We start from the raw sequence: 21,504 nt of genomic DNA, 5'->3' as shown, positions 1-21,504 counted from the left end.
TCAAGGCTGCCCCGCGCTTACCGCGGTGCCAGTTCACAAGGACGAGCCCGGCGTGGTGGTCACGCCTGAATGAGTGGGTGGACGCACCGGTCAACGGCGGTCAGGCCTTCATCGGTGCACTTAACAGTCTAGCTGATCATTGACAACGTGATGCGCGCCCGGCCGTGTCGTTGGACACGGCCGGGCACGTGGCTCACGACATACCGGCCGCGTCCAGCAGCGTTGCCACCAGCGCGGACGGGTCGCCGATCTCCGGCGGGAGCCCGCGCGCGGCGAACCACGCGCTGATGTTGCGGACGTCGCGGTCGAGGAACTCCACGCCACGAGGGTTCGCGACGAGGTCTACCACCTGCGGCAGGTCGATCACGACCAGCCTGCCGTCGTGGACCATGAGGTTGAACGCGGACAGGTCGCCGTGGGTGAGGCCCGCTTCCGCGAGCGTCCACAAAGTGCTGACCAGCTGACGCCACAGGTCGAGCAGCTCGTCCTCGTTCGGACGCAGCTGCGCGAGCCGCGGTGCCGCGTTGCCCTCGTCGTCCCCGATGAACTCCAGCAGGAGCTCGGTACCGCTGCGCTGCACCGGATACGGCACGGGTGCGCCGATCTGCCACAGCCTGGCGAGCGCGGCGAACTCCGCGACCGCCCACTGCTCCGCGATCAGGTTGCGTCCGAACGCGGTGCGGTTCTGGATCGCCCGCATCTCACGGGACTTCTTCATCCGGCGACCTTCGAGATAGCCCGCGTCGCGGTGGAACATCCGGTGATCACCGCTGCGGTAGCGCTTGGCGGCGAGCAGGCACGCCTTCTCGCCCATCGCGCGTTCCAGCAGGAAGACGTCCGCCTCCTTGCCGGTCTTCACGATGCCCAGCTCGCGGTCCACCGCGGCCAGCTCGGTGACGAGCCAGCTCGGGTGGGGCTTGGGGCCCTGGTCGGCGTCGCCCCACGTGGACCAGCGATCGCCGTCCTCGGGGGTGTCCTCCGTGCTGAGCTGGTCCTCACGCAGTCGTGCGACCCGCAGCTTTTCTTCTTCGGTCATGCGGCCGCGACGCGTCGGTTCCGCGTCGTCGGCGGTGCGCTTGCCGCGCTTTCCCATGCGCTGCTTGGTGTCAGCGCCGTCGAAAGAGGATTCGTAACGGTCGTAAAGATCGTGCTCGCGCACGGTGGGGTCTCCCGAAAAGATGAGGTGACCGCCCCACTGGCGCTCTGCGATCAAACGGTGCTGATCAGGCGCGAAGGGCGGAGGGACGGGTCCTGCGGCCACGTCCGAAGACAGGCTCTGACATGACGCACCTCCTCGTTCCTCACGCCGCGTATCGGCTGCGGTGAAGCTTGCCCGGTCGGCTTCCGGGCCCGCAACCGAATTAATCCGTGATCAGGTCCGCGGTCTTCGCACCGGTCGGCACGAGCTTGAGCCCGGCCTTCTGCGCGACCTTGACCAGGCCTTTCAGGTCACTCGGCTCCGCGCTGGTGGTCACGATGGCGCGGGCGAGCAGCCCCTTGTGCGCCTTGTTGAAGTGGCTGACGACCTTGCCCTCGCTGGTGATCACCCGGACCACGACGGCGTGCGGGATCTTCGCGAGGCTCGAGTACGCACCGCTGCGCAGGTCGACGACGAACTCGTCGGCCTCCCTGAGCACCGGCTCCAGCGACGGCTTCCACAACGTGCGCAGGCTGCCGTGCGACGGGAGCGTGCTGCCGCCGGACAGCCGGTACGCGGGCACCGGATCGCCGCCGCGGACCGCCCCGAACAGCGCCGACGCGACCGCGAGCCGCCTGTAGGCGCGTTCCTTCTCGGCCTTCTTGAGGCTGCCGAAGTCCAGGTTGTCGTACAGGACGCCGGTGTAGCGCAGGAGCGCGGGCGTCGTCTCGGACGTGCGCAGAGCGGCGTTGCGGTGCACTTCGTCTATTTGGCGCTCGGAGATGTCGAGGGCCTTGAGGCTCGCCGGGACGTCCTTCGCGAGGTCGGCCAGCGCGGACACGAGCTTGTCGCGCATCGGGTTGAGCTCGGGGAACGACAGCGCGTCGAGTTCGAGCGGCGCACCCTCGCCGCCGATCGCCTTGGTCTCCGACGGGGGAAGCAGCACCAGCACGGTTGGCAAGCGTAGGGCAACGGCCGAAAACCGCTGGACCTGCGTGGTGCTCTGGAGGACGTGGACGCCTTGGACCGCTTGTACGACTCGCTCGACGCACGGCTGCGCCCGGAGGACGTGGCCACCCTCGTGCTGGAGGCGCGGCCGTCGCTGCCCAATCGCGTGCATTTCCTGCTCCGTGACGTGGCCATGCACGGAAACCGCTGGCACGGCTTCTCCGGGATGAGCGCCGACTACGCCCGCCCGGTCGGTGCCGCACGCCAGGTCGCCGCGGCCCGTTTCCTGTTCGGAGTGGACGGCGGGGTTGTCGACGTGGACGACCCGATCTCCGTGCTGGAGTTCGCGGCGCTCGTCGGCTCCGAGATCAACTGGGACCCGGCGCGCACCGACTTCCTCGCCGACCGGCTGAACCGCGACGCCCGTGCCGCTGCGGGCATCGAGCTGTCGAAGCGCCAGTACAACCGGCGCTTCCGCATGCTGCGCAGGCTGTCCGCGAAGGCCGCGCGGCTGGAGCGCGTGCGGAAGATGCGCGGCATGACGCTGCTCGCGGCGGCCGGGTTCGTCGACGCGATCGACCGCGAGCGGTTCCGCGCCGATCCGGACGCGGCCTGCTTCATCGCCTACTTCACGGCACGGCGCAAGCTGCGCCGCGAGTTCACGCTCTCGGGCCGACAGAACCCGTTCGACCAGGTCGCGGACGCGCTGTTCGCGCACTGCACGGCGCGCGACGGCACCGACTGGCCGATGATCGCGCTGGCCTGCCCGACGTGGGACGTCCTGCGCCGGCTGCGGCCCGAGCAGGTCGGCGAACTGCTCGGCCGGTGGTCCGCGGCGACCAGGTCGGTGGCCGTGTCGCTGGGTGAGCTGTGGAGCTCGTCCGACATCGACCAGGCGACCATGGTGGTGCGGCGCGGCGTCGACTCGTCGACCTGGAACGCACTGGCCGGCGCCTACAACGCCGCCCGTGCCGGGTGGATCGCCTGCCTGCACGCCTCGGGCCTCACCTCGCTGGTCGAGGACGCGTGGCCGGGCAAGGTCATGCGGGTGGTGGCCGCCGACCTCGCCGGCTGGCACCAGATGTCGGGCGGTGGCCTGCACCCGGACACCTCGGTGTGGTCGCGCCTGCCGTTGCCGTGGAACGTGCTCGAAGGCACGGCTCCCTGCTCGCGCGCCGACATCGAGGCGGCCTGCCGCGAGCACCTCGTCGACCCTTCGAAGTCCGGCTGGACCGCACCGCGGACGCACGGCGCGATCGCACGCTTCCGTCCGACGCCGGAGCTCGTGCACGGTGTCGCCGTGTCCGATCCGTTGTGGGCCATGGCGTTGCGCCGCGCGCATGCGTTCAGCGGCAAGCCGGTGCGCACCGAGGTATTCGGTGGACAGGACACGCTCGACTGAGCAACGCTGGCCCCGTTCGAGTCCTTCGGCCGAACGCGTGGAACACGTAGCTCAGTGGTAGAGCGCCCGGCTCTTAATCCGGGGGGACGCCGGTTCGAGCCCGGTCGTGTTCTCTAGGGAGCTTGCAGCGTCAGGTACGCGAGGCCCATCGTGGCGCGCCACCCGTGCAAGCGCCATGTGCGCTGCCGGTCGGCCTTCGCCCGGATCTCGTCGGCGTGCGGCGAGTCCGGGTTGTCGACCAGCCAGCGTTCCCAGGCCTGGGCGTGCCCGTTCTCGAACACGTCCCACTCGTCCTGGCTCGCCTGCTCCGCCGCGAGCAGCCGGTAGCCGTGCTCGAGCGCGAGGTCCACCAGGCCGGCGAGCGACCGGTACTGGTCACGTGGGACCGGCATGGCGTCGAGTTGCTCGCTCGTGGGCTCGCGTTCCCAGAAACCCTCACCCAGCAACAACTTCCCGTGCGGGTTGAGCAGCTTCCTGGCTTCCCTCAGCGCGTTCTCCGTGTGCACCAACGGATCCCCGCCCCACACCTGGCTGGCGCCGTTGACGATCACGACGTCGGCCAGCTTCTCCGGTTGCCACTGCTGGACATCCGTTGCGATGAGCTCGACGCGGTCCGCGAGACCTCGTTTCTCCGCGTTGGCCTGTGCGTGCGCGATGTCTTCCGCTTTCAGGTCGACACCGGTGCCCGTGGCCGTTGGCGCGGCTTCGAGTGTGCGGAGGAGGAACTCCGCCCAGCCGCAACCGAGGTCGACCACGTGTTTTTCGTCGAGCGGGCCGAGCGAGCGGATCAGTCGGGCGGCCCGTTCCTCGGACAGAGGCCCGTGGAAGGTGACGTCCTCGTGCAGCGGGGTGATCTCTGGTTTCGTCATCGCACGCAGGATGGCTTGACCGGCCTGTTGCGGACAACGCGTTATTCGGTTGTTGGCCCCATCACCTCCCCGTAGCTTCGATTTCGTGGAACTCGTGTGGCGCCCGCTGACGACAGCGGACATCCCGGCGGTGACCGCGCTGTACACCGCGGCCGAGGCTGTCGACGACACCGGCGAACCGCTGTCCGAAGAGGACTTCGCCCAGTCGTTCGGCAAGGCGAACCTGCCCGAGGGCTCGATCGCCTGCTTTACCGACGGCATGCTCGCCGCCTACGGACTGGTGGAGCCACGCGAGGACCCGTCCGACGTGCACCGCGTACGCCTCGACGGCGCGGTGCACCCTGCGTTCCGCCGCCGAGGTGTCGGCACCGCGCTGATGCGCGAGCTGGTGACGCGGGCGCAGTCGCTGCACCTGGCCGCGCACCCGAGCTTGCCTTTGGTGGCGAGCACCATGGTCGAGAGTCGCGCGGCCGGACACATCGCACTCGTCTCGTCGCTCGGCTTCACGGCCGACCGCCACTTCTACGAGATGGAGGTGTCCCTGGGCGAGTCACTCGCCCAGGTCCCGATGCCTGCCGGCTACGAGATCGTGCCGTTCTCCGTTGCTCGCTCGGACGAGGTCCGCCAGGTGCTGAACGCGGCTTTCGCCGAGCACTGGGGTTCGACCGCGCGCACGCCGGAGGAGTTCGCGGCGTCCTTCACGGACAACAAGCGGTTCGTGCCTTCTGCCTCCTATCTCGCGCTGGATCGCGCGTCCGGTGCCGTGATCGGCTTCGTGCTGTCGCGGTACTACCCGGTGATCTTCGAGCAGACCGGCGTCCGTGAGCTTTGGATCGGGGATGTCGGCACGCTTTCCGAGCACCGCGGGCGTGGTGTGGGGTCGGCGTTGCTCGGCTGGACGCTGGCTCGGGGGCGGGAGCAGGGGTACCACCGGGCGGGGTTGTCCGTGGACTCGGCCAATTCGACTCGGGCGCTTGGGGTTTATGAGCGGGCTGGGTTCAAGGTGGGCCGGACTTGGGTCGACTACGGGTTGCCGGTCGAGCTGGGCTGACTCTGGGTTGGGCTCCGCTTCGCGCGCGGGTATCGCGGGCCGTGCGGGTATCGCGGGCCATGCGGGGTCTCGCAGGCCATGCGGGGTCTCGTGGGCTGCCCGAGGGTTCTTGCGGTGTGCGGGCTGCTCGCGGTGCGCGGGCTGCTCGCGGTATGCGCGCTGCTCGGCTGACTCTGGGTTGCGCCTGCTTCGCAGGCCGTGCGGGGTCCCGCAGGCCGTGCGGGTATCGCGGGCCGTTGGGGTTCTCGCAGGCCATGCGGGGTGCTCGCCGGTGTGCGGGGTGCTCGCGAGCGTGTGGCTTGCTCGCGAGCGTGCCGAGGTTGCGAGGGTTCGCTCTGCGATGCAGGCACGGCTTGTGGACGGTGCGCAGTGCGCGGTGTTCCGAGGCTCGCGGGGCGTGTTCGGCCACGGGAACTCGGACGACGACGCGCTGGGCCGCACCGGTACGCCGTGGTCGCGGAGGCGTTGTGTCCCAAGGGTTCGTGGGGACGCGCAATGCCCACGAGGGCTTGGGAAAGCTCGCCGTGCGCGGGGTCCTGAGGGCTCGTGGGATGCGCAACGCCACGAAGGCTCGGGGGGCGCGCTGTTCCGCGGGTTCACCACGGTGCCCGGTGCCACAGGTCAGGCCACGACGGGTGCGGCCGTGCAGGGTCGGCGGTGTCAGCCGTGGTCGTGCCGGTTCGGGGTGCGCGGGTCCGGACGTGGTCGCGCCTCGGGTGCCAAGTGCAGTGGCCAAGTGGTGCGCCTGGGCGTGGGCTGCGTGGGTTCCGGTGCTGTCGCGCTCGAACGAGCCGAGGGCGGGTCCTGTGGCGGTGCGGGTTTCAGGTGGTGGCCGGTGTGGCTCCCAACGGTTGGTGGTGCCGAACTCGGGGTGCGGGCTCAGGTAGCGACCAAAGCGGCTCCCGACGGTTAGCGGGTCGAGCTCGCGGTGCGGGCTCAGGCGCCGACCAAGGCGGCTCCCGAACGGGTTCGTGGGTCGGGCTCGCGGTGCGGTTCGGTGTTGGTCAGGGGCGGCTCCTCCGAGTGGTTGGCGGAGGGCCGAGGTGGCGGTGATCAGGCGCCATCCCCGGCCCTGGGCGCGCGGGCGAGGGCTTAGAGCTCCTCGTCTGCCTGGCCCACGCAGAACTGGTTGCCGTCCGGGTCGGCGAGGATCGACCAGACCAGGCCCGGGATGCTGTGCACGGCCACCTCGGTGGCGCCCAGCGACTCCAGCCTGGAGACCTCGGCCTTGCGGTCGGGCACGTGGGAGTCGAAGTGGATGCGGTTCTTGCCCGGCGTGGCGTCCGGCACCTGCTGGAAGCCCAGCGTCAGCCCGTGCTCAGTGTTCGGCGCGAGGATGATGAACTCGCCCCAGTCGTTCTGGATGGTCGTGTTCAGCGCGGCCGCCCAGAAGGTCGCGAGCTTGCGGGCGTCGCCCGTGTCGATGGTGATCATGGCGATGGTCAGGGACATGGGAGGGACGCTACTCAGGGGGTCTGACAATTTTGGTTCGCGCAGGTCAGGCACTACAAAACGGCAAATGCACGAAGCAAGAGACCGGCCAAATTCGTCAGCAGTGCAACCAGTAGGCTGCTCCAACAGCCCGTGAACGAGGAGTACCCACCGTGATCACCAGGATGTCGTCGCTGTTCCTCCGCACGCTTCGCGAGGACCCGGCCGACGCCGAAGTGCCCAGCCACAAGCTGCTGGTGCGTGCCGGCTACGTCCGCCGCGTCGCGCCGGGCGGGTACTCCTGGCTGCCGCTGGGACTCAAGGTTCTGCGCAACATCGAGGCCGTCGTCCGCGAGGAGATGGACGCGTTCGGTGCGCAGGAGATCCAGTTCCCCGCCCTGCTGCCCAAGGAGCCCTACGAGGCGACCAACCGGTGGGAGGAGTACGGGCCCAACATCTTCCGGCTCAAGGACCGCAAGGGTGCCGACTACCTGCTCGGGCCCACGCACGAGGAGCTGTTCACGCTCACCGTGAAGGGTGAGTACAGCTCGTACAAGGACTACCCCGTCACGCTGTACCAGATCCAGACCAAGTACCGCGACGAGGCGCGTCCCCGTGCGGGCATCCTGCGCGGGCGCGAGTTCCTCATGAAGGACTCGTACTCGTTCGACCTCACCGACGAGGGTCTGAGCAAGTCGTACCAGGACCACCGCGACGCCTACATCCGCATCTTCGACCGGCTCGGCCTCGAGTACGTGGTCGTGTCCGCGACGTCCGGTGCGATGGGCGGTTCCGCGTCCGAGGAGTTCCTCGCCGTCGCGGAGACCGGTGAGGACACGTTCGTGCGCAGCACCGAGTCCGGTTACGCGGCGAACGTCGAGGCCGTCACGACGCCCGCGCCCGCCGCGCAGTCGATCGACGACAAGCCCGCGGCGCAGGTGCACCACACGCCGAACACGCCCACCATCGAGACGTTGGTCGACTTCCTCAACGCGAACACCGACCGCAAGTTCACCGCGGCCGACACGTTGAAGAACGTCCTGGTCAAGACCAAGGTGCCCGGCAAGGAGTGGGAGCTGCTCGCCGTCGCCGTCCCCGGTGACCGCGAGGTCGACTTCAAGCGCCTCGAGGCCGCTCTGGAGCCCGCCGAGGTCGCGATGGTCGAGGAGTCGGACTTCGCCAAGAACTCGTTCCTGGTCAAGGGTTACATCGGCCCGGCTGCGATCCAGGCGAACGGCATCCGTTTCCTGGCCGACCCCCGCGTCGTCACGGGCACCGCGTGGGTCACCGGCGCGGACAAGGCCGACCACCACGTCGTCGACCTCGTGGCCGGCCGCGACTTCACGCCCGACGGCGTCATCGACGTCGCGGAGGTCCGCGAGGGCGACCCCTCGCCCGACGGCAAGGGTGTGCTGGTCGCCGCGCGCGGCATCGAGATCGGCCACATCTTCCAGCTCGGCCGCAAGTACGCGGACGCGTTCTCGCTCGACGCCCTCGGCCCGGACTCCAAGCCCGTCCGCATCACCATGGGTTCGTACGGCATCGGCGTCTCGCGTCTGGTCGCGGCCATCGCCGAGCAGTCGCACGACGACCGCGGCCTGATCTGGCCCCGCAACGTCGCCCCCGCCGACGTGCACGTGGTCATCGCGGGCAAGGACGAGACGCTGACCCAGGCGGGCGAGGACTTCGCGAAGCAGCTCAGCGCCAAGGGCCTCAAGGTCCTGCTGGACGACCGCAAGGCCAGCCCCGGCGTGAAGTTCGCGGACGCCGAGCTCGTCGGCATCCCGACGATCCTGGTGATCGGCCGTGGCCTGCAGAACGGCGTCGTCGAGGTCAAGGACCGCAAGTCCGGCGACCGCGTCGAGGTGCCGGTGGCCGAGGCCGTCGACCACCTGGTCGCCGTCGTCAACAGCTGAGAGCTCGCTGACACGCCCGGCCGGGTCTCCTGGCCGGGCGTTTATGCTGCGGCATGGGGCGGAACTGGTACCTGCTGTGGAGCGGAAGCGCCGTCTCGGCGTTGGGTGACGGGATCTTCCTGGCCGCACTTCCCCTGCTCGCCGCCACGCTCACGCAGGATCCCAAGCTCATCGCGGGCGTCAGCTTCTTCGGCGCGCTCCCCTGGCTGCTCGCCGCACTTCCTGCAGGCGCCGCCGCCGACCGCTACGACGGCCGCAAACTGCTCCTGGCAGCCCTGTGGGTCCAATGCGGGCTCATGGCCGCCCTCGCCGCCTTCCACAGCGCGCACATCGCGTTCATCTACGGCATGGCGTTCCTGATCGGCACTGCGGAGAACATCCCACGCGCCGTAGGACAGCCACTGATCAAAGCGACCGTGGAGAACCATCTGCTGGAGCGCGCGAACGGCAGGTTGTTCGCCTCTCAGGCCGTAGCGCTGCAGTTCGTGGGACCACCGTTGGGCGGCCTGCTGTTCGCGCTCGCCACACCAGCACCGTTCTGGGTCAACGCACTGACGTTCGCCATCGCAGCCGTACTGGTCACCAAGATGCGGACACAACGCCAACCACGACCAGCCCGGCCGAAGATCGCCGAAGGTCTCAAGTGGCTGATGAAGCACAAGGCACTAAGGACAGTCACGGTCGTGTCCGCGACCACAAACCTGTGCATAGCAATGACAATGGCGACCCTCGTGCTGTTCGCCCAACACAGGCTCGGGCTCACGAACGCAGGCTTCGGCGCGTTCCTGGCCACGCTCGCGTGCGGCGGTGTCGCAGGCGGACTGCTCGCCGAACGACTGCTCGCCAAGTACCGCAACACAGTCACCGCAACAGTCGTGCTGATTCCGTTGATGTGGCTGGGAATCGCAACGATCGCCCACGACCTGATAACGGTCGCGGCGTTCGCGGTGGTCAGTTCGTTCTGCACCGCGGTGTGGGGTGTGGCGACATCGGCACTACGACAACGAGCAGTGCCGACAGAACTGCTGGGCCGCGTCAGCAGCGCGCAGACCCTGATCACCTGGGGTGTTCAACCGGTCGGCGCGCTGCTGGGCGGGCTCATCGCGGACTACTTCGGGCTACTGGCACCGTGGTTCGTGGCGGTGGGACTGCGCACGATCGTCGGTTTGCTCAGCCTCAAGCCACTACGCGCTCACTGGCCGGGTGCGGCCTTGAACGTCCACTTGGCCGCGGCACCCGAGCACGACGCCGCTGTCACCTTGCCGGACGCATCGCGGTAGCACTTGGTGTTGTGCTGCATGTCCGAGATGGTCTTGTTCGGGTTGATGGACCACTGCTGAGCCGGACCACCGTCGCACTTCTTCAGCACGACCTTGCCCGAGGACAGCGTGGTGCACTGCTGGGGCGAACCCTGCTCCATGAACGCACCGTGGAACTTGAACTGCTGGTTCGCAGCACCGGTACAAGCAGCCGTCGTCAGCTGCGCACCAGGCGCACCCTGCAGGCACTTACCGGTCTGGTCGTTCTTGTACTCACCGTTGGTGGTCTTGGGCTTCGCACCGCCGTAGCACTCACCGGTCTGCGTGTTGAAGATCGGCGTCGGGTCCACGGTCAGGTTCGACGGCGGGTTGATGATGGTCTCCTCCATCACCGGCTTGCCGTTGTCGTGGTACTGCGTCAGGGCGTCCTCGCAGTCGATGGCGTTCATGGCGTTGCCGCCCTTGCCACCGATCCACGCGTCGAAGTGCCACAGCTTCGGGCCACCGTTGGGGCCCTCACCGACCCAGTCCTGCTCACAGGAGGAACACGAGTCCTCCATGATGAAGTACTTCTTCACGCGCGGGAAATAGATCTTCGTGCCCGGCTTGGCTTCCTTGCTGGACGTCGCGAACGTGATCGGGTCCGCGTACGTGCCCTTTCCGCCGGCCGTCTTGTGCAGGCCGGGGTAGGCGATGTTGCCGCCGGGCGGGGTGTTGTCCCACCAGCCGTAGAACGTCCAGAAGACCTGCTGCGGTGCCGGAGCGGCGCTCACAGGCGACGAAGCGAACAAACCGGACATCACAAGCAAAATGCCTGCCGCCACAGACAGGGCGCGTTTCATGCGTGCCTCCGCAAGAACCGGTGGACTTTGGCGGCGTGAATGCAGAGTCCACCGGCCTGGCGGTATTTGTAAAGAAACTTATCTAACTATTTGCGGACGCAATGTCGGCGACAGGACCCACCACGATGATCGCCGGCGGGCGAACTTCCCAGCGCTTCACGTCCGCGCCCAGCGAGTCCAAAGTGGACCGGAAAACGCGCTGAGAAGCCGTGCTGCCTTCCTGGATCACCGCGACCGGCGTCGAACCAGGGCGGCCTTCCATCAACGCCGTGGCGAACGCACCAGCGCGTTCGACGGCCATCATCAGCACGACGGTGCCCTGCAGGCGTGCGATCGCGGACCAGTCCACGAGCGAACGAGGGTCATCGGGTGCAACGTGACCGGAGACGACGACCACCTCGTGCGCCACACCTCGGTGCGTCACCGGCACACCGGCCAGAGCCGGCACACCGAACGCCGACGTCACGCCCGGCACGACGGTCACGGGAATCCCGGCCTCCGCACACGCCAGCAGCTCCTCGAAGCCGCGCCCGAAGACGTACGGATCGCCGCCCTTCAACCGGACGACGAACTTCCCCTCCTTGGCGCGGTCGATCAACGTCTTGTTGATGAACTCCTGCGTCGCGGCCCGCCCGTACGGGATCTTCGCCGCGTCCACGACCTCGACGTGCGCCGGCAGTTCCTCCAGCAGCTCACGCGGCGCCAACCGGTCGGCGACGACCACGTCCGCGTGCGCCAACAAACGCTTGCCCTTCACGGTGATCAGCTCCGCATCACCGGGACCGCCACCCACCAGCGCCACGCCGACAGGGCGAGCGGCCTGGTCCGCGATCCGCCCGTCGCGCAACGCCGCCACGAGCCCGTCCCGCACGGCGGCGGAACGCCGGTGCTCACCACCGGCCAGCACGCCCAGAACCAGCCCGTCGTGCGTGCCAACGGCCGGAGTCACGGCCGTGCCCTCGACGGCGATGTCCGCGCGCACGCAGAACACACGGTTAGCCAGCGCTTCGTCGCCGATCTGCGTGTTCACCTCGACGTTCGATGTGCACGCCACCACGTACCAGGCGCCCTCGACGTCGCCCGGCTGGAACCGCCGCTGGTGCCACGTCACCTCACCCGCGTCGACCATGCCCTGCACAGCGGGCGTGACGGACGGCGACACGAGCTCGACGGCGGCGCCACTGGCGATCAGACGAGGCAGGCGACGCTGGGCGACCGTGCCTCCGCCGACCACGAGGACGCGCCGGCCCCGCAGGTCGAGGCCGGCCAGGTAGTGCTGTTCAAAGGGCATGCGTAGAAGCATCCACACCGGACACGCCGTGTCCAGCCGAAGGGAACATGGTCACAGGCGCAGCAACTCGAAAGAGGTGGCGAGCACCCCGCCGAACCGCTGTCCGACCGCCTCTGCCATCGAGCGCAGGAACGGCTCCGGCTCGGCCATGTCGCCGCTCAGCGCAGCCAGATAGGCCTTGTGCGCGCGCAGCGACTCCACCGAAGCGTCGAACGAGTCGGTGATGTCGACCGCGTGCGTCGCCATCGGCGTGGACGCCGCCGCCACGTACCGAACACCGTTCCACGGCTCCAGCCCGAGGTCCTGGAAGACCCACCGGTTGCCGGCGTCGCGAACGGCGTCGACGGTCGCACGACCGACCGCGATGTGGTCGGCCATGTTCAGCCCGCCACCGGGCCACGTCTCGCGGAAGTTGCCGGTGATCACGACCTCCGGCTTGTGCCGCCGGATCGCCGCCGCGATGTCGCGCCGCAGCGGCACGCCGTACTCGATCACGCCGTCCGGGTGGTCCAGGAACTCGACGACGGACACTCCCACCGCCGCGCACGACGCGATCTGCTCTTCGACCCGCAACGGCGCGGCAACCGACGGTTCGAGAGAGTCGATGCCCGCCTCACCACGGCACGCCAGCACGTACGCGATGTTCTTGCCCTGAGCGGTCCAACGCGCGATAGCGCCCGCACCGCCGTACTCCATGTCATCGGGGTGAGCGACGACGACCAGCGCGCTCGACCAGTCTTCCGGCATCGCCTCTAGATCAGCCATGCCCCGCAGGATGCGCGTGAACGTGCGCGCGCTGCAACCGATGTACCGAGTGACGCAGCCGGTGCTCCACGTCGTGCGCGATCCGATGCGCCTCCGCAAGAGAGGTCTCCGGCGCCACCACCACCGTCAACTCCGCCAGCTGACCATGCCCGGACCAGCGCATCCGCAGATCCTCAACGGCCAGCACACCCGGCGTGGCACCCGCGACCTCCGACGCCTCCCCCACGGCTGACGGGTCCGCTGCGTCGAGCAACCGCCCGAACACCTGCCGCCCCGCGTCGACCAGCACGAGGCCGATCATCACCGCGACCACGAGCCCGACCAGCGGATCGACCCACCACCAGCCCATCCACGAACCGCCGGCCGCCGCCAACACGGCCAACGACGTGTATCCGTCCGTGCNCCCGAACACCTGCCGCCCCGCGTCGACCAGCACGAGGCCGATCATCACCGCGACCACGAGCCCGACCAGCGGATCGACCCACCACCAGCCCATCCACGAACCGCCGGCCGCCGCCAACACGGCCAACGACGTGTATCCGTCCGTGCGCGCGTGCAGCCCGTCCGCGACCAACGCCGCCGAACCGATCCGACGACCAACCCTGATCCGCCAACGCGCCACGAACTCGTTGCCCGCGAAACCCACGACCGCAGCCACCGCCACGGCCGGAAGAGCCGAGACAGCGCGGGGTTCGACCAGCCGCGAGACCGACTCGACGGCCGCGAACACGGCGGAGAACGCGATCAGCAGCACCACGATCACACCGGCGAGGTCCTCGACCCGCCCGTAGCCGTACGGGAAACGCGCCGACGCGGCCCGCCGGCTCAGCCAGAACGCGATGCCCAGCGGCACGGCCGTCAGCGCGTCCGCGAAGTTGTGCACGGTGTCGGCGAGCAACGCCACCGACCCGCTGAACACCACGACCACGGCCTGGATCAGCGCCGTCGTCATCAGAACGGCGAACGACCACCACACCGTTTGTTGAGGATCGGTGTGGTGGCCGTGCCCGTGCCCGTGTCCATGCCCGAAGCCCATGACAGGAGACGCTACCGTGAAATCGTCCACTGTGGACTAATGCACTGCTTTACCTACTGCCAAAGGCTAGTTACAACTAGAGCTGGGCGGTGATGACCGAGTAGTACGGCGCGATCCGGCCGTACACACCGGGGTAGCCGGCGGCCGCACAACCACGGCCCCACGACGTGTCACCGATGAGCTTGCCACCGAACACCAGCGGGCCACCGGAGTCGCCCTGGCAGGTGTCCACGCCACCCTGCGGGAAGCCCGCGCACACCATCGAGGTGTTGCTGTACTGCGGGTACGCGGTCTTGCAGGTCGCGTCCGAGGTCAGCGGCACGTTGGCCTTCAGCAGGTACCGGGACGCGGAACCGCCGGAGGACGTGGTGCCCCAGCCGAGGATCAGCGCGGAGTTGCCGGCCTGGTAGAGCGCGGTGTCGGCCGGGGTGGCGAGCGGCAGGGTGGCCGAGTTGAGGTTGCTGGCGAGAGTCAGCACCGCAACGTCGTAGCCGGAGGTCGCGGTCCGGTAGCTCGGGTGCACCCAGATGCGCGACACGTTGACCACGGTGCCCGCGGTGCTCTGCTTGTCGTCACGACCGTGCACGACGCGCGTGTTGGAGGGAGAGCGGCCAGAGACGCAGTGGGCGGCGGTGACGACCTTGTTGGCCTTCACCAGCGTTCCACCGCAGAACTGGCCACCAGAGGAGGACGCCAGGTAGACGACCCACGGGTACGTCGCAGTGCTGGCCCTCGTTCCACCGACGATCATCGGCGAAACGTCGTCGGCCGTGGCCGCGGGGGCTGTCATGAAGATGCTCGCGAGAGCGGACACCACGACGGACAAGATCAGGCGATGCAGGGTTTTCGCCATAGCTGCCAGTCCTTCCCGATGACGCTGTGTGTGCAGGGTGTCGAGCGGCGGCACACACAGCGTCACGGGCGGAGATTCAGCAGCACAACCGCCAGTTGTCTGTTACGGGCAGTTTGACTTTTGACTCAGAGGATTCCACGTGCCTTGAACGCGTCCGCGACCACAGCCGCGTCTGCGTCTCCGTACAGCTTCTTGGCTGCAGCGACGGTCGCCGTGGCGGCTGCCGCGAACGTGGTCGACGGCGAGTACGAGAACTGACCCTCGAGCACGATCTTCGCGGCCTTGTCCCGGCCGAACGCCTTGAAGACGTCGAACAGCGCCCGCGACCAGATCTGGCCGTCGTGGTGCACCGAGTTGTTCCGGTCCGCGTACTTCAGGTCGGTGTCGGTGCGACGCAGGCAGTGCGGCGTCTCCGTCGTGTACGACACCGCGTCCCAGTCCGCGATGCACGCCAGCGGCGTCGTGGCCGTGTCCTGCGAGTCGCGCGAGGACATGATCAACGCCCACCAGTCGCCGAAGCCCTCACCGATCGCACCGGCCTCCGTGGTGCTGCCGAATCCGGGCACCTGCGCGTCCTGGATCGCGTGGCCCAGCTCGTGCCACACCACCTCGACGTCCTCGGCGTCGTCCACGCCGCCGGTGCCGAACGTGATCAGGTCCTTGCGCGGGTTGTAGTTCGAGTTGTCCGCCGTCAGACCGATCGTCGTGAGGTCCTGCTGCTCGTTGTTCACGTTCGTGAAACCGAGGCTCTGGATGTACTTCTGCGACTCGGTCACACCCCAGTAGGCGTTGACCTGTTCGAAGAGATCGTTGGTGCGGGTGTACTCGAACTTGTTGTCCTTGTTGAACGCCAGCTTGTTCTTGGTGCCGGTCAGCTGGGCGTACTTGCCCTTCAGGTACCCGGATCCGTCCAGATCGGACAGCGTGACGGACCGGTAGGCCGCGGCGGGCACGGCCGAGTCCGCGTCGTTCGCGTCGACCAGGCCCTGGTTCTGCTGCGACGACACGGGATTCGGGCTGAACACCTTGCCCGTTCCGTCCACGTGCACCAGAAGGCTCTCGTTGCGCACGACCGCGCCGGTTTCCGCGTGCACGAGCGTGCGTTCGGTCGTGTCGTCGGAGATCACCTCGTAGACGAGGCCGGTGCCGGGCAACACGGAGAGCTTGGCGTCCTCCGGAGCGGTCGCCTTGCTCTTGGCGTGATCCGCGGTGACGGCGGGCGTGAGGTCGACCGCGCCGACCGCGATCCTGCCGTCGTCCACGGTCTTCGCGCCGGTCGCCTTGTCGACGTGCTCGACGTAGTAGGCGCCGAGCACGGGCTTGCCGTCGAAGGTCTGCTCGTACCAGGTGTGTGTGGCCGTTAGGGAGTCACGAACGGCGAGCAGGCGCAGGCCCTCCTTCGGGGCCGCGGCCTGGGCGTTGATCGCCAGCAGGGACAGGGCTACGCCGGCGGTGCAGGCGACAGCGACGAGACGACGCGCTCTCATGTCGGTCTCCAGTGCTTCGGGCCCGGGGCAGGGGGTGGGCCGTGTGCATGGCGACGCTAATCAACAAATCTTCGCTGAAGACCCTGCGAAAGTAGGAAAACCGTCAGTGGTCCCAGACTCCGGGAACAACAATTACGTCGGCTTCGACCGGATTGTCCAGTGTCGGGCCGGTGCCGAACGCGACGAAAGCGACGGCCGCACCCTGCGCCGCGAGGTCGCAGGCGCCCTCGTAACGGACCTCCGTGCCCGAACGCAACAGCGGCGACACCGCGTCGATCGCCTCGGGCGTGCCGACCACGAACGCCGCCCGCCGGATCTCCGCCTCGGCGCGGGGCGTGCGCTGCTCGGCCGCACCCGGACCGAGTCCGACGAGCGCCAGCCGGCCGCGCGGCAGCACCCGTGCCGCGGCCACGGTCACGTTGTCCCGCTTGAACTTCTCGGCCGCCAGCTCGACCAGCGCACCGTGCCCCAACGTCTGGGCGCCACGCAACGCCGCCGCTTCCGCCACGCTCGCGGTACCCATCGAGTTGCGCACCACCGAGCTCGGGTTCGGCACCCCGATCTCGGCGAGTTCCTCGGTCGGGAACGTCAGCAGCTCGGCCGTGTCGCCGTGCCAGAAACCCCAGTCCTCCACGGCATCCACGATGCCGGGTTCGTCCGCCTTGGCGTCCGCGGTCGCGAAAGCCTTGATGGCACGCAGATCCAGCCCGCCCTGCGCGTCCAGTTCCGCCAAAGCGGCACCCACGCTCGTCGCCGACGAACCGCGCGTCGAGCCCACACCGACGACGAGCGTGCGCGGCACGATCCGCAGCACGTTGTCCTTCGCACCGGCCGCACGGTCGTCGATGATGATCATCCACGCCGCGTCCTCGCCCGCCGCGATCACGTTGGGCGGTAAGGCGGGCAACGGGAAGCCCAACGGGTTGCGCAGCACGACCTTCTCGCCCGCCTCGATGGCGGCGGCACACCTCTCGACGTCGCCGTCCGCCGTGGCGTCGAGCTGTTCGACGAGCTCGTCGAGCACCGAGTCGATCGACGGGCCACCGGTGACGACGGCCGTGCGGTTCAGCGAGTCCGCGACGTGCCGGGCGAACGCGTCCGCATCACCGGCCAGCGCCACCACGAAATGCGCGTCCACGCACACCACTGCGGGATCGGATCGCCTGTCCCGCAACAGAGGCGCGATCAACCGGACCGCGGAGCCCGCGTCCAGGAACAGCACCACCGCGCCGAGCCGCGGCCACAACTGCTGCACGGCGGCCTTGACGGGACCGTCCGGCACGACCGCGTCCGCACCCAGCAGACCGGCGAGGTCGGCAGCGTCACCGCGCTGCGCCGCACCGGCGAAAACGCCGATCACTTCTTGGTTCCCCACAACACAGTCACCGGAACCGCGGGAGCGAACCCCGTGTCGAGCAGGCGCGAGGCGGTCCAGTGCACGCCCTCCACCTCGTACCCCGCGGCCACCAGCGCATCCCGCGCCGGCACGATCTCGTCCACGCTCTCTGTCACGACGACCAGGCGCCGGGCGTTCACCGCCGCGCACGCCTTCACCTCGGCCAGCTGGCCACGGCCGACGAACACCGCGTCCGGACGTGGCAACAAAGCCGTGTCCAGCTCGGCCTCCTCCACGCGGACGTCGACTCCGTGCGCAGACGCGTTCGCGATGATCCGCACGCACTGCACAGGGTCGGGCTCGACTGCCAGCACCGCGGCACCCAGCCGTGCGCACTCCACGGCCACCGCGCCGGAACCGGCCAGCACGTCCCACACCAGGACACCGGGCCGGGGCGCGAGCCTGGCCAGCACGAACGCGCGAACCTCGGCACCGAGGACGTGCGTGCGGCTCGCGAACGAGTCGTCCGGCAGCGCCCAGCCGTCGTTCGAGTGGAGAAACTCGTTGTCCGCCAAGCACAACACCGCGTCCGGCGCCGTCCAGCGACGGGTCACCGCGTCACGCGGGTCCACAGTGGACAGCTCGCCGGAGTCCGACACGACGAGCGAACGGCGCCAGCCCGCGAGGCCCGCCCCGATCTCGGCCGGGCCGATGCCCTCGGCCAGCTTGACGATCACCGCTGAGCGGGCACGGCACACGTTCAGCGCCGGGCGCAGGCCGTCCGCGGCGTCGACGATCTCGACGGGACGGCCCGCTGCCTCCAGCAGCTTCTCGACTGTCATCAGTTCGCGGGCCGCTTGGGCTTACGAGCCGCGGGCTTCTTCTTGGCCGTCGCCGTCGACGCGCGGACCGTCGGCGGCTTCGGCTTCTCGGCCGCGACCACGGTCAGCTTCGGCTTCGGCGCCGGCTCCTCGGCCGGCTTGCGCACCGACTGCTGTATTTCCTCGACCGCGGTCCACGCCGGGTTCGACTCGGCGGTCGCGGTGGCGGGAATCGGCTCGTCGGTGCGCGTCGCGATACGCGAGGCGGCACGGCGTGACCAGCGAGTCGGGCGGGCGGCTCGGATCGGCTCGTCCACCGAGGTGGTGGCCGAGGTCGAAACGCGCCGCGTCGGAGCCTTCACCGCAGTGCCGACCAGGAACAACGTCGGGCGGTACAGCTTGTGCTGCTTCACCACCGACTCCAGCTCGCCGATCGTGGTGTGCACGACCAGCTCGTCGGCCTGGCTCACCTTGTACGCGACGACGACCGGGGTCTCGGCCGAATACCCGCCCTGCAGCAGCTTCTCGACGAACTGCCCGGTGCGCGCACCCGAGACCGTCGCGGCCATCGTGGTCTGCAGCTGGGCGAACTCGGCGACCAGCTCGCTGCTCTCCGGCGAGATCAGCACGGTCGACGACGCCTCGGTCAGCGTGATCTCACGGCCGATCTTGGCGGCAGCGGCGGCAACGACCGACACACCCGGCACGACCTCGACCTCAAGGCCGAGACGCACGCACAGGTCGTGCTGCTCCTGCACACCACCACCGGTCGCGGCGTCGCCCGAGTGCAGACGCACGACCGTCTGACGTGACGCGGCGGCACGGCGGTAGATGTCCGTGATCTCCTCGGGCGTCACGCGCGAGAAGTCGACGAGGTCGGCATCGGCACGTGCGTGCTCACGAACGCACTCGGCGTCGACCGCCGTAGGAGCCCAGATGACGACGTCGGCTTCCGCGATGCGGCGCGCGCCTCGGAGAGTGATGAGGTCGGCGGCGCCCGGACCGGCGCCGACGAAGGAAACCCGACCGGTCGTCGTCACGACAGCTCCACAGGGGTTTGAACGAAGGCTTGAGCGAAGACCGTACCGCCTGCCGCCCCGGCCACGAACGGGTGGCAGGCCCGCACGAACCTGGCTACGGCTTCCGGATCACCCGCGGGGTGCGTGTGGAGGTACGACGCGTGCACTCCTCCGGCGACGAATCCTTCGGCGACAGGCCGGGAATCGACGCCGCGCCAGTGCCACGCGGGCGGCGTCGAGTGCGGTGTGGACAGCTGGGTCCGGTGGAACTCGTGGCCGGTCACGCGGCTGCCGGGCGGGTGCAGCGGCGAGCTCGTCGACGCGACCGCGTCGCGGTAGCCCAAGGTCAACTTCGGTGTCATGAACCCGTCGGCGTCGAGCACGCCGCACATCGGGTGCCCGTCAAGTGATCTTGCGAGGTACAGCAGCCCGCCGCACTCCGCGTGGACCGGCGCACCCGATCGAGCGAACCGCGCCACGGCGTCGCGCAACTTCGCGTTGGCCGACAGGGCTTCCGCGTGCTGTTCGGGGAATCCGCCGGGCAGCACAAGGCCGGCGGTGCCCTCCGGCAGCTCCTCGTCGTTGAGCGGATCGACGACGGCAACGGCCGCGCCTGCGGCTTTGAGGATCTCGACGTGTTCCGCGTAGCCGAACGTGAAAGCCGCTCCACCCGCGACCGCGACCAGCGGTTCGCCGGTCACGGGTTCGACCTGCGGTTCCCACCCGGCGACGGCCATCGCGGGCACGGACGACGCCAGTGCGCGCACCGCGTCAAGATCAACGTGCTGCGCCACGGCGGCGGCGATCGCGTCGACGGCCTGCACCGCCTCCTGGCCGTGCTCCGCTGCCGTCACGAGACCCAGATGCCTTGAGGGCAAAGAGAACTGCGGATCTCGCGGCAACACTCCGAGCACGTCGAGGCCGACCTCGTCGCAGGCCGACCGGAGGACCTGCTCGTGCCGTTCCGAGCCGACCTGGTTGAGGATCACGCCGCCGAGCCGGACCGTGGGGTCGTAGCCGCGGAAGCCGTGCAGCAGCGCGGCCAGTGATCGACTCTGGCCCCGCGCGTCCACGACGAACAGCACGGGCGCGTTGATCAGCTTGGCGACGTGCGCGGTCGAGCCCACGCCCGCGGTGTCGACGCGGCCGTCGAACAGGCCCATCACGCCTTCGACGACGGCGATGTCGCAGCCCTTGGAACCGTGCGCGAACAGGCCGGGGATCCGGTGCTCGCCGACGAGCACCGGATCGAGGTTGCGGCCCGGGCGACCGGTGGCGAGCGAGTGGTAGCCGGGGTCGATGTAGTCAGGTCCCACCTTGAACGGCGCGACCCGCGACCCGGCCCGGCGCAACGCGGCCATCAGGCCCGTCGCCACCGTGGTCTTGCCGCTGCCCGAGGCCGGGGCGGCGACGACCAGCCTGTTCACCACTCGATCCCCCGCTGGCCCTTCTGGCCCGCGTCCATCGGGTGCTTGACCTTGGTCATCTCCACCACGAGGTCGGCGGCGTCGATCAGCTTCTGCGGCGCGTACCGGCCGGTGATCACGACGTGCTGGTGGCCGGGGCGGCCGGCCAGCGTCTCGACCACTTCGTCCACGTCGATCCAGCCCCAGTGCAGCGGGTACGTGAACTCGTCGAGCACGTAGAAGCCGTGGCGTTCAGCCTGCAAACGCCTTGCGATCTCCTGCCAGCCCTCCAAAGCCGCGGTGGCGTGATCTTCCTCGGTGCCCTGCTTGCGGGTCCAGGACCAGCCTTCGCCCATCTTGTGCCACTCGACCGCGCCGCCCTCGCCGGTCTCGTCGTGCAGCCGACCGAGCGCCTTGAACGCGGACTCCTCGCCGACCTTCCACTTGGCGGACTTCACGAACTGGAACACGCCGATGTCCCAGCCCTGGTTCCAGCCGCGCAGCGCCATGCCGAACGCCGACGTCGACTTCCCCTTCATCTCACCGGTGTGCAGCATGAGCAACGGCCGGTTGCGGCGCTGGCGCGTCGTCAGGCCGTCCTTCGGCACCTCGGTGGGCTGTCCCTGTGGCACTT

19 protein-coding genes and 1 tRNA gene are annotated in these 21,504 nt (G+C 68.9%); 5 read left to right on the top strand and 15 right to left on the bottom strand.

The genetic code is table 11. The features are described from left to right. Positions 1-193: 193 nt before the first annotated feature. Positions 194-1,159, bottom strand: coding sequence for a serine protein kinase RIO (locus LFM09_RS29085; protein WP_414099747.1), 966 nt, complete (start codon positions 1,157-1,159; stop codon positions 194-196). A 202-nt stretch (positions 1,160-1,361) separates the two neighbouring features. Then, positions 1,362-2,090 carry a peroxide stress protein YaaA gene (gene yaaA, locus LFM09_RS29080; RefSeq protein WP_414099746.1) on the bottom strand — a complete coding sequence of 243 codons (729 nt, stop codon included), beginning with the start codon at positions 2,088-2,090 and terminating at the stop codon, positions 1,362-1,364. A 60-nt stretch (positions 2,091-2,150) separates the two neighbouring features. Here yaaA and LFM09_RS29075 point away from each other — a divergent pair, with 60 nt between their 5' ends. After that, positions 2,151-3,488, top strand: a complete 1,338-nt coding sequence (locus tag LFM09_RS29075; protein ID WP_414099745.1) for a hypothetical protein — start codon at positions 2,151-2,153, stop codon at positions 3,486-3,488. A gap of 40 nt (positions 3,489-3,528) precedes the next feature. Next, a tRNA-Lys gene (locus LFM09_RS29070) sits at positions 3,529-3,601 on the top strand. Here LFM09_RS29070 and LFM09_RS29065 read toward each other — a convergent pair. Continuing rightward, positions 3,602-4,357 carry an SAM-dependent methyltransferase gene (locus LFM09_RS29065; protein WP_414099744.1) on the bottom strand — a complete coding sequence of 252 codons (756 nt, stop codon included), beginning with the start codon at positions 4,355-4,357 and terminating at the stop codon, positions 3,602-3,604. An 85-nt stretch (positions 4,358-4,442) separates the two neighbouring features. Here LFM09_RS29065 and LFM09_RS29060 point away from each other — a divergent pair, with 85 nt between their 5' ends. Next, positions 4,443-5,408 carry a GNAT family N-acetyltransferase gene (locus LFM09_RS29060; RefSeq protein WP_414099743.1) on the top strand — a complete coding sequence of 322 codons (966 nt, stop codon included), beginning with the start codon at positions 4,443-4,445 and terminating at the stop codon, positions 5,406-5,408. Between the two features lie 1,092 nt (positions 5,409-6,500). Here the strand turns inward: LFM09_RS29060 and LFM09_RS29055 are convergent. After that, positions 6,501-6,860: a VOC family protein gene (locus LFM09_RS29055; RefSeq protein WP_414099742.1), complete on the bottom strand. Its 360-nt coding sequence runs from the start codon at positions 6,858-6,860 to the stop codon at positions 6,501-6,503. 152 nt (positions 6,861-7,012) lie between these two features. Between LFM09_RS29055 and LFM09_RS29050 the strand changes: the two genes are divergently transcribed. After that, the gene (locus LFM09_RS29050) at positions 7,013-8,755 is read left to right on the top strand and encodes a proline--tRNA ligase (RefSeq protein WP_414099741.1); all 1,743 of its coding nucleotides are present in this window, start codon (positions 7,013-7,015) and stop codon (positions 8,753-8,755) included. Positions 8,756-8,808: 53 nt separating this feature from the next. Beyond that, on the top strand, positions 8,809-10,035 hold the full coding sequence (locus LFM09_RS29045) for an MFS transporter (protein WP_414099740.1): 1,227 nt from the start codon (positions 8,809-8,811) through the stop codon (positions 10,033-10,035). Here the strand turns inward: LFM09_RS29045 and LFM09_RS29040 are convergent. From LFM09_RS29040 to cobO, 11 genes are all read right to left on the bottom strand, one after another. Then, positions 9,948-10,814: a hypothetical protein gene (locus LFM09_RS29040; protein ID WP_414099739.1), complete on the bottom strand. Its 867-nt coding sequence runs from the start codon at positions 10,812-10,814 to the stop codon at positions 9,948-9,950. The two genes, LFM09_RS29045 and LFM09_RS29040, sit on opposite strands and share 88 nt — an antisense overlap. A gap of 124 nt (positions 10,815-10,938) precedes the next feature. Beyond that, on the bottom strand, positions 10,939-12,147 hold the full coding sequence (gene cobA, locus LFM09_RS29035) for a uroporphyrinogen-III C-methyltransferase (RefSeq protein ID WP_414099738.1): 1,209 nt from the start codon (positions 12,145-12,147) through the stop codon (positions 10,939-10,941). Positions 12,148-12,198: 51 nt separating this feature from the next. Then, positions 12,199-12,912 carry a PIG-L deacetylase family protein gene (locus LFM09_RS29030; protein ID WP_414099737.1) on the bottom strand — a complete coding sequence of 238 codons (714 nt, stop codon included), beginning with the start codon at positions 12,910-12,912 and terminating at the stop codon, positions 12,199-12,201. After that, a complete protein-coding gene (locus tag LFM09_RS29025; protein ID WP_414099736.1) occupies positions 12,905-13,948 on the bottom strand; it encodes a cation diffusion facilitator family transporter in 1,044 nt (347 codons plus the stop codon). Before LFM09_RS29025 ends, LFM09_RS29030 begins: the two co-directional genes overlap by 8 nt. Before the next feature lie 76 nt (positions 13,949-14,024). Then, complete coding sequence (locus tag LFM09_RS29020; RefSeq protein WP_414099735.1) at positions 14,025-14,801, bottom strand: S1 family peptidase; 777 nt, start codon at positions 14,799-14,801, stop codon at positions 14,025-14,027. Positions 14,802-14,926: 125 nt separating this feature from the next. Beyond that, positions 14,927-16,288, bottom strand: a complete 1,362-nt coding sequence (locus LFM09_RS29015; RefSeq protein ID WP_414099734.1) for a M36 family metallopeptidase — start codon at positions 16,286-16,288, stop codon at positions 14,927-14,929. A 103-nt stretch (positions 16,289-16,391) separates the two neighbouring features. Further along, positions 16,392-17,648 carry a cobalamin biosynthesis protein gene (locus LFM09_RS29010; protein ID WP_414099733.1) on the bottom strand — a complete coding sequence of 419 codons (1,257 nt, stop codon included), beginning with the start codon at positions 17,646-17,648 and terminating at the stop codon, positions 16,392-16,394. Continuing rightward, complete coding sequence (locus tag LFM09_RS29005) at positions 17,645-18,466, bottom strand: hypothetical protein (RefSeq protein ID WP_414099732.1); 822 nt, start codon at positions 18,464-18,466, stop codon at positions 17,645-17,647. The genes LFM09_RS29010 and LFM09_RS29005 overlap by 4 nt, the downstream gene beginning before the upstream one ends. Beyond that, on the bottom strand, positions 18,466-19,485 hold the full coding sequence (locus LFM09_RS29000) for a cobalt-precorrin-4/precorrin-4 C(11)-methyltransferase (RefSeq protein ID WP_414099731.1): 1,020 nt from the start codon (positions 19,483-19,485) through the stop codon (positions 18,466-18,468). The genes LFM09_RS29005 and LFM09_RS29000 overlap by 1 nt, the downstream gene beginning before the upstream one ends. After that, the gene (locus tag LFM09_RS28995) at positions 19,482-20,891 is read right to left on the bottom strand and encodes a cobyrinate a,c-diamide synthase (RefSeq protein ID WP_414099730.1); all 1,410 of its coding nucleotides are present in this window, start codon (positions 20,889-20,891) and stop codon (positions 19,482-19,484) included. Before LFM09_RS28995 ends, LFM09_RS29000 begins: the two co-directional genes overlap by 4 nt. Next, entirely contained in the window at positions 20,888-21,502 is a 615-nt protein-coding gene (gene cobO / locus LFM09_RS28990) for a cob(I)yrinic acid a,c-diamide adenosyltransferase (protein ID WP_414099729.1), read from the bottom strand. The genes LFM09_RS28995 and cobO overlap by 4 nt, the downstream gene beginning before the upstream one ends. Positions 21,503-21,504: the final 2 nt, after the last annotated feature.

Origin of the sequence: Lentzea alba (assembly GCF_047445655.1) — a bacterium.
Lineage (GTDB): Bacteria > Actinomycetota > Actinomycetes > Mycobacteriales > Pseudonocardiaceae > Lentzea > Lentzea alba_A.
Note: the sequence above shows the minus strand (reverse complement) of the source record. Positions and strands in the feature narration are given on the sequence as shown.